Origin of the sequence: Kitasatospora sp. NBC_01287 (assembly GCF_026340565.1) — a bacterium.
Taxonomy (GTDB): Bacteria; Actinomycetota; Actinomycetes; order Streptomycetales; family Streptomycetaceae; genus Kitasatospora.
Genome location: NZ_JAPEPB010000001.1, coordinates 1,247,434 through 1,258,556, shown reverse-complemented (window position 1 = coordinate 1,258,556; position 11,123 = coordinate 1,247,434). Strand labels below are relative to the sequence as shown.

Here is an 11,123-nt window from a genome sequence, read left to right as displayed (position 1 = left end):
CCCACCTCACGGTGGATGCCGCCACCCGGCGTTCTGGCTAGGGTTCGCCGGAGTGCGCGGGTTCGGCCTCGGGGCTCGGGGAGTGGCCGGGGCCCGAGGAGCCACGGGGCCTGGGAGAGGGGCGGTGGGGTGACAGGCACGGTGGTCGGCGAGCGCTGGACACGCTGGCGGCCGTGGGTGATCGACGTCGCGCTGGTCGTCGGCGTCACCCTCTGCAGTGTGTTGCTCGGCCGCCAGGTGCCGCCGAACGGCTGGCGGCCGATGGACCTCGACGGGCAGCTGCTGACCTACGCGTTCAACGGCGTCCTGGTGTTCCGGCGCCGGCTGCCGATGACGGTGCTGCTGGTCGGCCAGGCGTGCTGGCTCGGCTACATCGCCGAGGGGTTCTGGCCGGTGGTCGGCACCTACCCGACCATGCTCGCCTTCTACACCGTGGTGGTGTTCCGCGGTGGCCGGATGGGCCTCGCCGCGGGCGCGGTCATGGCGGCCGACTGGATCGTGGCCGGGCTTCCTCCGGCCGCCGATTCCTTCCCCACCGTGCTCGCCCAGGCGCTGGCCACCCCCACGATCCTCGGGTGGTTCGGCCGCCACGACCGCCAGCTGCGCGAACGCAACCGCCAACTGGCCGATCTCGCCCGGCAGCTGGCGGCGGAGCAGCAAGCCAGGGCGGAACACGCGGTCACCCAGGAGCGGTTGCGGATCGCGCGCGAGCTGCACGACGTGGTCGCCCACCACCTCTCCGTGATGTCGGTGCAGGCGGGCCTCGCCGACTACGTCTTCGAGGCCGACCCGCCCACCGCCCGGGGCGCGCTGCGCACCATCGCGGCGACCAGCCGCGAGACGCTGGAGGAGATGCGCAGCCTGCTCCAGGTGCTGAGGCTGCCGATCGGCGGCACCGCCGAGCCGCCGGGTGCCCCGCTCCGTCCGCCGCCCGGCCTGGTCAGGCTCGGCGAACTGCTGGAGCGCGTCGAGGTGGCCGGGATCCAGGCCGAGTTGCGGATCACCGGCGAGCAGCGGCCGCTGCCCCCGGGGATCGAGCTGTGCGCGTACCGGGTCATCCAGGAAGCGCTGACCAACGTGCTCAAGCACGCGGGCGCCACCCGGCTGCTGCTGGCCGTGCACTACGGGAAGGACGAACTGACCGCCCAGGTCACCGACTGCGGCGGCCGACCGGAGTCCGCGGCCGGTGCTGCCGGCACCACCGGCACCACCGGTCCGGCGCTGCCCGGCGGTGGCCACGGGCTGATCGGGATGCGCGAGCGGGTCAACCTCTACGGCGGCGAGCTGCGGGCCGGGCCGCTGGCCACGGGCGGCTTCGAGGTGCGGTTCAGCCTGCCACTCAGCCCACGCAGCCCACGCAGCCCATCGAGCCCACCCAGCCCGAACGACCCGACCCCCCTCCCACCGACCCCCCTCCCACCGCCCCCGCCCCCATCGCCCCCACCGCTCACGCCCCCGCTCGCGCACCCACCGCCCGCGCACCCACCGCCCGAGGCCCCACCGCCCGAGGACCCGCCACCGATCGCTGCCGCCCACCTCCCGGGCTAAGGTCGGTGTATGGGAGAGCGACAGGTCGCGCCCACCGCGCCGCAGCTGGTCCTGCAGACCGCCGGCGACTCGCAGCTCCTCAGCCCGAGCCGCTCGTACCGTGTGGGCCGTGATCCGGTCAGCGAGATCCCGCTCGCCGATCCCCGGGTCTCCTGGCACCACGCCGTTCTGCACGCCGATGGCACCCACTGGGTCCTGGACGACCTGCACAGCACCAACGGCACCTACGTCGCGGGCCACCGGATCGGCCATCTCGACGTCAGCGCCGGCAGCGTGGTCCGGTTCGGCAGCCCGGGCGACGGCCCTCAGGTGGAGTTGGCCCCGGTGCCCGCCGCCCCCGAGCCCGCGCGGCGGGCCCGCCCGGGACCACGGCCGACCGCGCTGACCGCCATCACCGGCTCCTACCGTCCGCCCACCAGCGTGCACCCGCTGAGCGCCCGCACGGTGCACATCGGCCGCGCGCTCGGCAACGACCTGGTGATCGAGGACCTGGAGGTCTCCCGGCACCACGCCGAACTGCGCACGCCCGCCGACGGCCGGTACGAGATCGTCGACCTCGGCAGCCACAACGGCACCTACCTCAACGGCCAGCCGGTGCTGCGGGCCGAGGTCGGCCCCGGCGACCTGGTCGGCATCGGCCACTCCGTGTTCTGCCTGGTCGACGGCGAGTTGCAGGAGTTCGCCGACACCGGCGAGGTCAGCCTCGACGTGCAGGACCTGCGGGTCCGCACCGGTGAGGGCCGCACCCTGCTGGACGGCATCAGCTTCCCGGTCGGCGAGAAGTGCCTGCTCGCGGTCGCCGGACCGAGCGGCGCGGGCAAGTCCACGCTGCTCAACGCGCTCACCGGCCTGCGCCCCGCCGACGAGGGCAGCGTCCGCTACGACGGCCGCGACCTGTACCGCGACTACGCCGAACTGCGCCGCCGGATCGGGCTGGTGCCGCAGGACGACATCCTGCACACCCAGCTCACGGTGCGCCGAGCCCTCGGCTACGCGGCCGAACTACGGTTCCCCGGCGACACCGCACCCGCCGAGCGCGAGGCCCGGATCGCCGAGGTGCTCGGCGAACTCGGCCTGGAGCAGCGTGCGGACCTGGTCATCTCCAGCCTCTCCGGCGGCCAGCGCAAACGCGTCAGCGTCGCCCTCGAACTGCTCACCAAGCCCTCGCTGCTCTTCCTGGACGAGCCCACCTCGGGCCTTGACCCCGGCATGGACCGCTCGGTGATGCACATGCTGCGCGCGCTGGCCGACGACGGGCGCACCGTCATCGTGGTCACCCACAGCGTGCTCAGCCTGGACCTCTGCGACCGGCTGCTGCTGCTCGCCCCCGGCGGGCGCACCGCCTACTACGGTCCGCCGGAGGAGACCCTGCCCTACCTCGGCTACCGGCAGTGGCCCGAGGCCTTCGAGGCGTTCGAGACCGAGCCGGACCGCGACTGGGCCGGCCAGTACCGCGCCTCCACGCCTTACCGCCGCTACCTCGCCCAGCCGGCGGGCCCGATCCAACCGGCCGGCCCCGTCCAGCCGGCCGGCCCCGTCCGGCCCATCAGCCCCGCGCAGCCCGCCGGACCGGGCAGCCGGCCCGCCGGACCGGGTGACCACGCCGCCGTCGGGTACCCGGCCGCCGCACCCCCGGCCGAGCGGCCCATGCTCAAGTCGCCCACCCCGCAGCGCTGGCACCACCAGGTCGGCACCCTGGTCCGCCGCTACGCCACCGCGCTGACCGCCGACCGGACCTTCCTGGCGATCATGATCGCGCTGCCCTTCGTGATGGGTGCGATGACCCGCGCCCTGGCGGGCGGCAAGCTCACCCAGAACAGCGCGCTCAACGCCCTGCTGCTGCTCTGCGTCGGCGGGGTGCTCACCGGCGCGGCCAACGCGGTGCGCGAGCTGGTCAAGGAGCGGGCCATCTACCAGCGCGAACGCGCGGTCGGCCTGTCCCGCTCGGCCTACCTCTGCTCCAAGGTGGTGGTGCTCGGCACGGTGACGGTGGTGCAGGCGGTGGTGCTCACCGTGGTCGGCCTGGCCGGCGTCAAGCTGCGGCCGGCCGGCGGCGGGGTGCTGATGCCGCCGCTGATCGAGATCGCCCTCTCCGTCGCGGTGCTCTCCTTCACCGCGATGATGCTCGGCCTGCTCATCTCCGCCCTGGTCCGCAAGGAGGAGGTGACCATGCCGCTGCTGGTGCTGCTGGCCATCGTGCAGGTGGTCTTCTGCGGCGCCCTGCTGCGGTTGAACGGCGTGCCCGGGCTCGACCAGCTCTCCTGGCTGGTCCCCTCCCGCTGGGCGCTCGCCGCGATGGCCGCCACCGTCGACCTGCCCGCCCTGGTGCCGGGCACGCTGACCGCCGACCCGCTCTTCCGGCACAGCGCCGGGGTCTGGCTGCTGGACATGGGGATGCTGCTGGTCCTCAGCCTCGTCTTCGGCCTGCTGGTGCTGCGGTTGCTGCGCCGCCACGAGCCGGCGGTGATGCGGCGGTGATCGGGGCCGCCACCGAGGGGTTCGAACCGACCCATGTGATACCGCCCGGCGGGCTGCCCAGTTGGGTGGCCCCCGACCCGGCCCGGCCCGCCGCCCGGCTCGACCCGCTGCTCCCGGTCCGGCTCGCCGAGACCGTGGGGGACTGGGCCCGGGTGGTCTGCGCCAACGGGTGGGCCACCTGGCTGGACGGGCGGCTGCTGGTCACCCTGCCGCGCGGCCCGGACCCGGCCGAGCTGCTGGCCGGTGAGGACCCGCGTCCGCTGCTGGCCCGCCTGGAGCGGGCCCTGGCCGACTACCGCGTGCTGCTCGACGACCTGGCTGCCGGGCGGCTGACCCTGGGCGCCTTCGCGGAGCGAGCCGCCGGCCTGCGGATCGGCGCAGTGGTGGCCGGCACCGAGGCCTGGCTGCTCGACCTCGCCGAGCACCGCTGGTACTACTGCGACGGGACCCGGTTGCGCGGCTACGCCACCGACCCGCAGGCCGAGCGGTGACGGCCGCCGATGTCCGCGATGCCCTCGGACCTGGCCGGGCAGGAGATCGCCGGATACCGCCTGGAGCACGAGCTCGGGCGCGGCGGGATGGCCGTGGTCTACCGGGCGCTGGACCTGCGGCTCGGGCGTACTGTCGCGATCAAGGTGCTGGCTCCTGAACTGGCCCGCAACGACGTCTTCCGCCGCCGCTTCGAGCACGAGTCGCGGATCGCCGCCTCCATCGACCACCCGCACATCGTCCCGGTCTTCGAGGCCGGCGAGGCGCAGGGGGTGCTCTTCATCGCGATGCGCTACGTCCGGGGCCTGGACCTGCGCGCCCTGCTCGACCGCGAGGGGCCGCTCCCGGTGCCCAGAGCGGCCCGGCTCTTCGCCCAGGTGGCCTCCGCGCTGGACGCCGCGCACGCCCACGACCTGGTCCACCGCGATGTGAAGCCGGGCAACATCCTGGTCGCCGAGGGCACCGACCCCGAGCACCCCGAGCACCTCTACCTGACCGACTTCGGACTGACCAAGAAGTCGCTCTCGCTGACCGGTTTCACCACGGTCGGCCAGTTCGTCGGCACTGTCGACTACATCGCGCCCGAGCAGATCGAGGGCAAGCCGGTGGACGGGCGCTGCGACGTCTACGGCCTGGCCTGCGTGGTGCAGGAGGCGCTCACCGGGGCGCCGCCGTTCCGCCGGGACGACGACCTGGCGCTGGTCTGGGCCCACCTGCACGACCCGCCGCCCCCGACCGGGATCAGCACCGAGGTGGACGCGGTGCTGGGACGGGCGCTGGCCAAACAGCCGCAGGCGCGGTACGGCAGCTGCATGGAGTTCGTCACGGCCCTGCGGCGCGCGGGGGAGGGCGGGGCCAGGCCGGTCCGCCCGGTGCCGCGCCCGCCCGCGTGGGCGGCACCGGTCTTCCTGACGCCGGACGAGCCGGACGAGCCTGACGCCTGACGCCTGACGGTCCGTGAGCCGTTCACCGCAGCAGCGGTTGCGGGTGCCGCCGCCGTCGCACAGAGAATGGCGGGTGAGCTCCGAAACCCCGTCAGACCAGCCGGACCAGCCGGACCAGCCGGACCAGCCGAGCCAGCCGGATCGGCCGACCGAGGCCGCCGCGCCGCGCGGCTCGGACGCGCCGGACCCGTCGCAGGGTTCGAGCCGACCGGACCGCCCGACCGAGCCGGCCTCGCCCGCCGGGCCGCCGTCCGGGCCGCTGGCGGGGGATTCGGGCGCCTCCGGTGCCGGACCGGCCGGGCGACCGCCGGGCCCTGGGTCAGGAGCGGGTTCGGGAGCGGACACCGCTCCGGGTTCCGGTCCTGGCACCGGCCCCGGTTCATCGGGTTCGGGTTCGGGTTCGGGGGCAGGCTCTGGCGCCGAGCCACCGCCCGGCCCGTCCTCGGCGCCGCCCGCCGGGCCGCCGCCGTCGGGGCCCGGCGCTCAGGGCGCCGTCCCGCCGCCGCCACCGCCCCCCGCCCGTACCGTGGTGGGCGCCGCGGGCTCCGGGCCCCGCCCGCCGTGGTGGCGGCGGCCGCGCATGATCGCGGTGGCCGTCGGCGTGGTGGTGGTCGCGGTGGTGCTGGCGGTGATCCTGGTGGAGCGCCAGCCCAAGTCGAGCAGCCCCACCGTGTCGGCGTCGGCACCCTCGTCGCCGGGATCGAAGGTGACCCTGGTGGCGGCGGCCGCTCCCGGGCAGGACCCGTACACCACTTCGGTCGCCGCCTCACCCTCGGCGGGCCCGTCCGGCGGCTCCCCGGGCGCCGCCTCCGGCCCCGCGCCCGGGACCATCACCGTCTCCGCCGGGCCGGGCGGCGCGCAGAACGTGAGCGGTGGCACGGTCGGCCTCTACGGCGGCACCGAGCAGGTCGCCAGCTGCGATGTCGCCCAGCTCTCCGAGTTCCTCACCACCCACCCCGACAAGGGGAACGCCTGGGCCGGCGTCGAGGGCATCGACATCGGACAGATCCCCGCCTACCTGCACACGCTCACCCCGGTCGTGCTGCGGGTCGACACCCGGGTGACCAACCACGGCTTCGCGGGCGGCGCCGCCACCAGCTACCAGTCGGTGCTCCAGGCCGGTACCGCGGTGCTGGTCGACGACCGCGGCGTGCCGCGGGCCCGCTGCGCCTGCGGCAACCCCCTGCTGCCGCCGACGGCCGACAGCGCGTCGCCGCAGTACACCGGTGACGCTTGGTCCGGCTTCAGCGCCACCCAGGTCGTGGAGGTGCAGCCCGCCCCGGCCCCGGTCGGCTCGCTGGTCCTGGTCGACCAGGGCAGCGGCCACTGGTTCACCCGGCCGGTCGGCGGCACCGGAGCCGGTGACCGGGCCACCACCGCGCCGACGGGCGCCGCGAGCGGCTCGGCCTCGGCCTCCGGCGGGCGGACGGCGACGGCGACCGCCACCTCGACGGCCTCCGGCACCGGGCCGGCCACCGCGACGGCCACCGGAGCGGCGAGCTCGGCCTCGGCCGCGACGTCGGCCGCGAGCTCGGCGGCCTCCTCGGCGCCGCCGAGCAGCAGCGGGCCGCCGACCGGCGGCCACTCGACCGGGACGGGGGCCGCCACGCTGACCTCCGCACCGCCCGCGGCGCTCTCCCCGGCCGCGAACGCGGACGGCTCGGCGGTGCGGGGCTGACCCGGATCACGCGGGGCCGAGCCGGATCAGTGGTGCCGGTCAGTGGTGCCGGTCAGTAGTGCCAGTGCAGGCCGCCGCTCTCGGTGACGCAGGTGATGCTGGTGCCGTCGCTCTCCACGGTCGACTTCCCGAGATCGGCCTTCGGGCAGAACTCCCCGGCACGGTAGTAGTTGCCGCTCGGTGACAGGAGCACCCCGGCCGGCGCGGCCGGCGCGGCCGGCGCGGCGGGGGTGGCCGGTGGTTCCGCTTGCTGCGGCGGTTGCGGCTGGTCGGCGGGGGGCTGCGCCGCCGTGGTTGGCCGGGCGGGTGTGGGCTTCGCGGCGGGGGAGGGGGTGCGGGTGGCCGCGGGCGTCGGCCGGGCCGCCGGGGTGCCGGCGGCGGGAGCTGTGGGAGCGGCGGGAGTGTTCGCGGCCGGGGCCGCCGGAGCGGTCTGCGCGGGCGTCGGGGGGAGCGTCGGCGCCTGGGCCGGTGCGGCGATGAGCGAGGAGGCGGGCGAGGCGGTCGGCGAGGCGGTCGGCGTGGGAGAGACCGAGTGCGTCGCAGTCGTCGTCGCTCCGGCTGTCGTCACCGTCTCCTTCTGCGGAGAGACGACGGCACTGACGACGCCGGCCAGGACGAAGAGGCCCACGGGTATTCCGCAGCCGATCCCGGCGATCTTGAGGCCCTTGCGCGGTCGGCGCGGTGCGGCGGGCTGCAGCGGCCGGCTCCAGCCGGGCGGGGTGGGGAAGCTGTCGGGCATGGCGGTCCTCGGTGCGAAGAGTGGGAGCGTGGCGACGCGTCAGCCTGCCAGCTCGGGCTGACCATGCGTCAGCTTGTGATCAGGTCGTGATGGTGCTGCGGCGAAACCGCCACCGCGCGGAGCGCGGACGTCGTGGGTCGGGCGCGGGGCTGAACGCGTGGTCCGGCCCGCGACGGAGCGTCAGACCGCTCCGCCCGGTGCCCGGAGCCCTACCATCGGGATCACTCCGCAGCCGACCGGTCACGCACCGGGGGAAGACAGGTTCGTGCGTGATCGCGCTGGTCGTCAGCATGGCAACGCTCTTCGCCTGGGCCCTGGTGGCCGACCGGCTGGCGCACTGGAGCATCACGGCGCCGGTCGCGATGACGGCCGCGGGAGTGGCGCTGACCGTCGGCCCGCATCCGGTGGTCCGGATCAGTCTGGGCACCTCGCAGGCCGAGCGGGCCGTGGAGATCATCCTCGCGATCCTGCTCTTCGTCGACGCCACCGCGGTGCCGGCCGGTGCCATCCATGAGCAGCGCGGGCTGCTGGCCCGGCTGCTGGTCCTCGCCCTGCCGCTGACCCTGGGTGCCGGGCTGCTGGTGGGCGGCCTGCTCTTCCCGGCGGACCACTGGTGGCTGGCCGCGCTGTTCACCTCGGTGACGGTGCCGATCGACCTGGCCCCGGCCGCCGAGCTGATCCGCGACGCCCGTCTGCCGTCCTGGCTGCGCGGGGTGCTCACGGTGGAGAGCGGGCTGAACGACGGCATCGTCGCCCCGGTCTTCCTGCTCTGCCTGGCGGGTGCCGAGGCGCACGGCGGGGTCCCGGAGGCGGCCGACGATCCGCTGGGGGCGGCGGTCAACGCGCTGCTCTGGGCGGTGGTCGCCGGCGTCCTGGTCGGCCGCCCCGCCGGCTGGCTGCTGCGGCGGGCCTGGCGGGCGGGCTGGACCAGGCCCGCCGCCGTTCGGCTGGGTATCGTCGCGCTGCCCCTGATGGCCTACGCGCTGGCGATCGTGCTGGACGGCAACGGCTTCGTCGCGGCCTTCGTGGCCGGGCTCGGTTTCACGCCGTACTCCCGGGCGCTGCCGGCCAGGACGCTGCACCTGGTCGAGGACACCGGGACGCTGCTCTCGCTCGCGCTCTGGTTCGTCTTCGGGGAGGTCGTCACCCAGGCGTTCACCGGCGACTTCGACGGCCGGGTGGTGGCCTACGCGTTCCTGTCGCTGACCGTGGTGCGGATCGGCCCGGTGCTGCTCAGCCTGCTGGGCAGCGGCCTGAGCCGGGCCGACCGCCTGCTGCTGGCCTGGCTCGGGCCGCGCGGGCTGGCCTCCATCGTCTTCGGCCTGCTCGCCTTCATCGCGCTGACCCCGGCCGACCCGCACGCCGCCGACCTGATCGGCCAGGTGATGACGATGACCGTGCTGATGAGCCTGGTCCTGCACGGGTTGACCTACGGCCCGCTGGCCGAGCGCTACGCCAGGGCACGCGAGCGGGCGGCCGGCGGGTGAGCCGCGAGGTGAGCCGCGTACGTGAGCCGTGGGGGTGTTGACGGCGGCTGATACTTCTCCGAGAAACTATCTCTGGGAAATTGACGCCCGGAGCCTGAGGAGGCCGCCCGTGCCCAGTACTCACCCACCCCTCGCCGGCGGGTCCGCGATCGTGCTCGGAGCTGCCGGCGGGATCGGGCGGGCCTGTGCGGAGCGGCTGGCCGAGGGCGGGGCGCAGGTGGTCGCGGTCGACCGGCACGAGGCGGTGCGCGAGCTGCCCGGCTGCCGCGCGGTGGTCGGCGACGCCGCCGACGAGGCGGTGCTCGCGCGGGCCTTCGCCGCCTGCGAGCGGCCGCCGTTCGCCGTGGTGCACGCACTGCTGGCCGAGCACCGGGCGCCGCTGGCCGAGCAGACGGCCGAGGCCTGGCACCAGGTCTTCGACACCACCGTGGTCTCCGCCTGGCGGGCGGGGGCCGCGCTGCTGCGCGCGGCGGCCGGGCGGCCCGCTTCGCTGGTGCTGATCGGCTCGGTGCACGCGCACGGCGCCGTCCCGGGGATGGCGCCCTACGCGGTGGCCAAGGCCGGGCTGGCCGCGCTGGCCAGGGCTGCCGCTGTCGAGTGGGGGCCGGCGGGCCTGCGCTGCAACGTGGTGGAGCCGGGCTTCGTGGCCGTGGCGCGCAACGCGCACCGCTGGCAGGAGCCGGCGGAGCGCGAACGGATCCTGGCCGGCTACCCGTTGGGGCGGCCGGCGGGGCCGGAGGAGGTGGCCGAGGTGGTGGCGTTCCTGGCCGGGCCGGGTTCCGGCTATGTGAACGGCGTCTGCCTGCCGGTCGACGGCGGCGCGCTCGCGGTGCTCCCCGAGGTGAGCGTCCGATGAGCACGCCGCGAGTCGAAGCCGTGGACGACCGGGTGAGCCTGCTCGGCGAAGGGCCGGTCTGGGACGTGCGCACCGGCACCCTGCGCTGGGTGGACATCCCGGCCGGGCTGGTGCACAGCACGGACGGCTCCTCGACGGCGCTGCCGCCGCCGGTCGCGGCCGTGCTGCCCACCAGCGCCGGGTGGGCGGTGGTCCGGGCCGACCGGATCGAGGACCTGGCCACCGGGGCGACGCTCGCCCGGATCCCGCTCGGGGCGGCCGACCGCTGCAACGACGCCAAGACCGACCCGACCGGCCGGATCTGGGTGGGCACCATGGTGTCCGGCGAACCGGACGGGCGCGGCGCGCTGTTCCGGCTCGACGAGGATCTGACGGTCCGTCAAGTCATCGCGGGGGCCACCATCTCCAACGGCCTGGGCTGGAGCCCGGACGGCAGTCGGATGTACTGGATCGACACTCCCACCCGCCGGATCGAGCTGCTCGACCCTGCCCTGGCCATCGGCGCGGCCCCCGCGAGCGCTCTCGGCGCGACCATCGCCCGACGCACCTTCGCCGAGGTGAGTGCCCCCGGCCGGCCCGACGGTCTGGCGGTCGATGCCGCCGGCGCGGTCTGGGTCGCCCTGTTCGACGGCTCGGCCCTGCACCGCTACACCCCGGACGGCCGGTTGGCCACGGTGCTGCCGCTGCCGGTCTCGCACCCCACCAGCTGCGCCTTCGGCGGCCCGGACCTGCGCACCCTCTACATCACCACTGCCAGTCGTCCGCCGGGCGCCACCGGGGCGACGGCCGGGCGACTGCACGCAGTGCGCGTGCCGGTGCCGGGGCTGCCGCCCACCGAGGCGCGGATCCCGAGGTCGCGGGCATTCCCGGCCGCCGAGTGAAACAGAGCACAGCGCCATCCTCT

Annotated in this window: 9 protein-coding genes; 8 read left to right on the top strand and 1 reads right to left on the bottom strand. The window is 75.5% G+C overall.

The window, feature by feature from the left end; all coding sequences use genetic code 11:
• Positions 1-129: 129 nt before the first annotated feature.
• The 5 genes from OG455_RS05120 (at position 130) to OG455_RS05100 (ending at position 7,137) form a co-directional block, all read left to right on the top strand.
• Positions 130-1,548 (top strand): sensor histidine kinase, encoded by a 1,419-nt coding sequence (locus OG455_RS05120; RefSeq protein ID WP_266290658.1) that lies wholly within the window; start codon positions 130-132, stop codon positions 1,546-1,548.
• A 9-nt stretch (positions 1,549-1,557) separates the two neighbouring features.
• The gene (locus OG455_RS05115) at positions 1,558-4,026 is read left to right on the top strand and encodes an FHA domain-containing protein (RefSeq protein ID WP_266290656.1); all 2,469 of its coding nucleotides are present in this window, start codon (positions 1,558-1,560) and stop codon (positions 4,024-4,026) included.
• Positions 4,023-4,517, top strand: coding sequence for a hypothetical protein (locus OG455_RS05110; RefSeq protein WP_266290654.1), 495 nt, complete (start codon positions 4,023-4,025; stop codon positions 4,515-4,517). The genes OG455_RS05115 and OG455_RS05110 overlap by 4 nt, the downstream gene beginning before the upstream one ends.
• 9 nt (positions 4,518-4,526) lie before the next feature.
• Positions 4,527-5,459, top strand: coding sequence for a serine/threonine-protein kinase (locus OG455_RS05105; RefSeq protein ID WP_266290652.1), 933 nt, complete (start codon positions 4,527-4,529; stop codon positions 5,457-5,459).
• A gap of 580 nt (positions 5,460-6,039) precedes the next feature.
• The gene (locus OG455_RS05100) at positions 6,040-7,137 is read left to right on the top strand and encodes a DUF6777 domain-containing protein (protein ID WP_266290650.1); all 1,098 of its coding nucleotides are present in this window, start codon (positions 6,040-6,042) and stop codon (positions 7,135-7,137) included.
• A gap of 52 nt (positions 7,138-7,189) precedes the next feature.
• Here OG455_RS05100 and OG455_RS05095 read toward each other — a convergent pair whose 3' ends face one another.
• Complete coding sequence (locus OG455_RS05095) at positions 7,190-7,876, bottom strand: hypothetical protein (protein ID WP_266290648.1); 687 nt, start codon at positions 7,874-7,876, stop codon at positions 7,190-7,192.
• 269 nt (positions 7,877-8,145) lie between these two features.
• On the opposite strand from OG455_RS05095, the gene OG455_RS05090 reads away from it, so the two are divergent.
• The 3 genes from OG455_RS05090 to OG455_RS05080 all read left to right on the top strand — a co-directional run bounded on the left by OG455_RS05090 (position 8,146) and on the right by OG455_RS05080 (position 11,100).
• Positions 8,146-9,363, top strand: coding sequence for a cation:proton antiporter (locus OG455_RS05090; RefSeq protein ID WP_266290646.1), 1,218 nt, complete (start codon positions 8,146-8,148; stop codon positions 9,361-9,363).
• Between the two features lie 109 nt (positions 9,364-9,472).
• Positions 9,473-10,219: an SDR family NAD(P)-dependent oxidoreductase gene (locus tag OG455_RS05085; RefSeq protein WP_266290644.1), complete on the top strand. Its 747-nt coding sequence runs from the start codon at positions 9,473-9,475 to the stop codon at positions 10,217-10,219.
• Positions 10,216-11,100, top strand: coding sequence for an SMP-30/gluconolactonase/LRE family protein (locus OG455_RS05080; RefSeq protein ID WP_266290642.1), 885 nt, complete (start codon positions 10,216-10,218; stop codon positions 11,098-11,100). Before OG455_RS05085 ends, OG455_RS05080 begins: the two co-directional genes overlap by 4 nt.
• The last annotated feature ends 23 nt before the right edge of the window (positions 11,101-11,123 follow it).

What these genes read in the sequence shown, in the direction of transcription:
- OG455_RS05115 (WP_266290656.1), top strand. Translation starts at nt 1,558, where the DNA reads ATGGGAGAGCGACAGGTCGCGCCCACCGCGCCGCAGCTGGTCCTGCAG.
- OG455_RS05080 (WP_266290642.1), top strand. Translation starts at nt 10,216, where the DNA reads ATGAGCACGCCGCGAGTCGAAGCCGTGGACGACCGGGTGAGCCTGCTC.
- OG455_RS05105 (WP_266290652.1), top strand. Translation starts at nt 4,527, where the DNA reads ATGTCCGCGATGCCCTCGGACCTGGCCGGGCAGGAGATCGCCGGATAC.
- OG455_RS05100 (WP_266290650.1), top strand. Translation starts at nt 6,040, where the DNA reads ATGATCGCGGTGGCCGTCGGCGTGGTGGTGGTCGCGGTGGTGCTGGCG.
- OG455_RS05095 (WP_266290648.1), bottom strand. Translation starts at nt 7,876, where the DNA reads ATGCCCGACAGCTTCCCCACCCCGCCCGGCTGGAGCCGGCCGCTGCAG.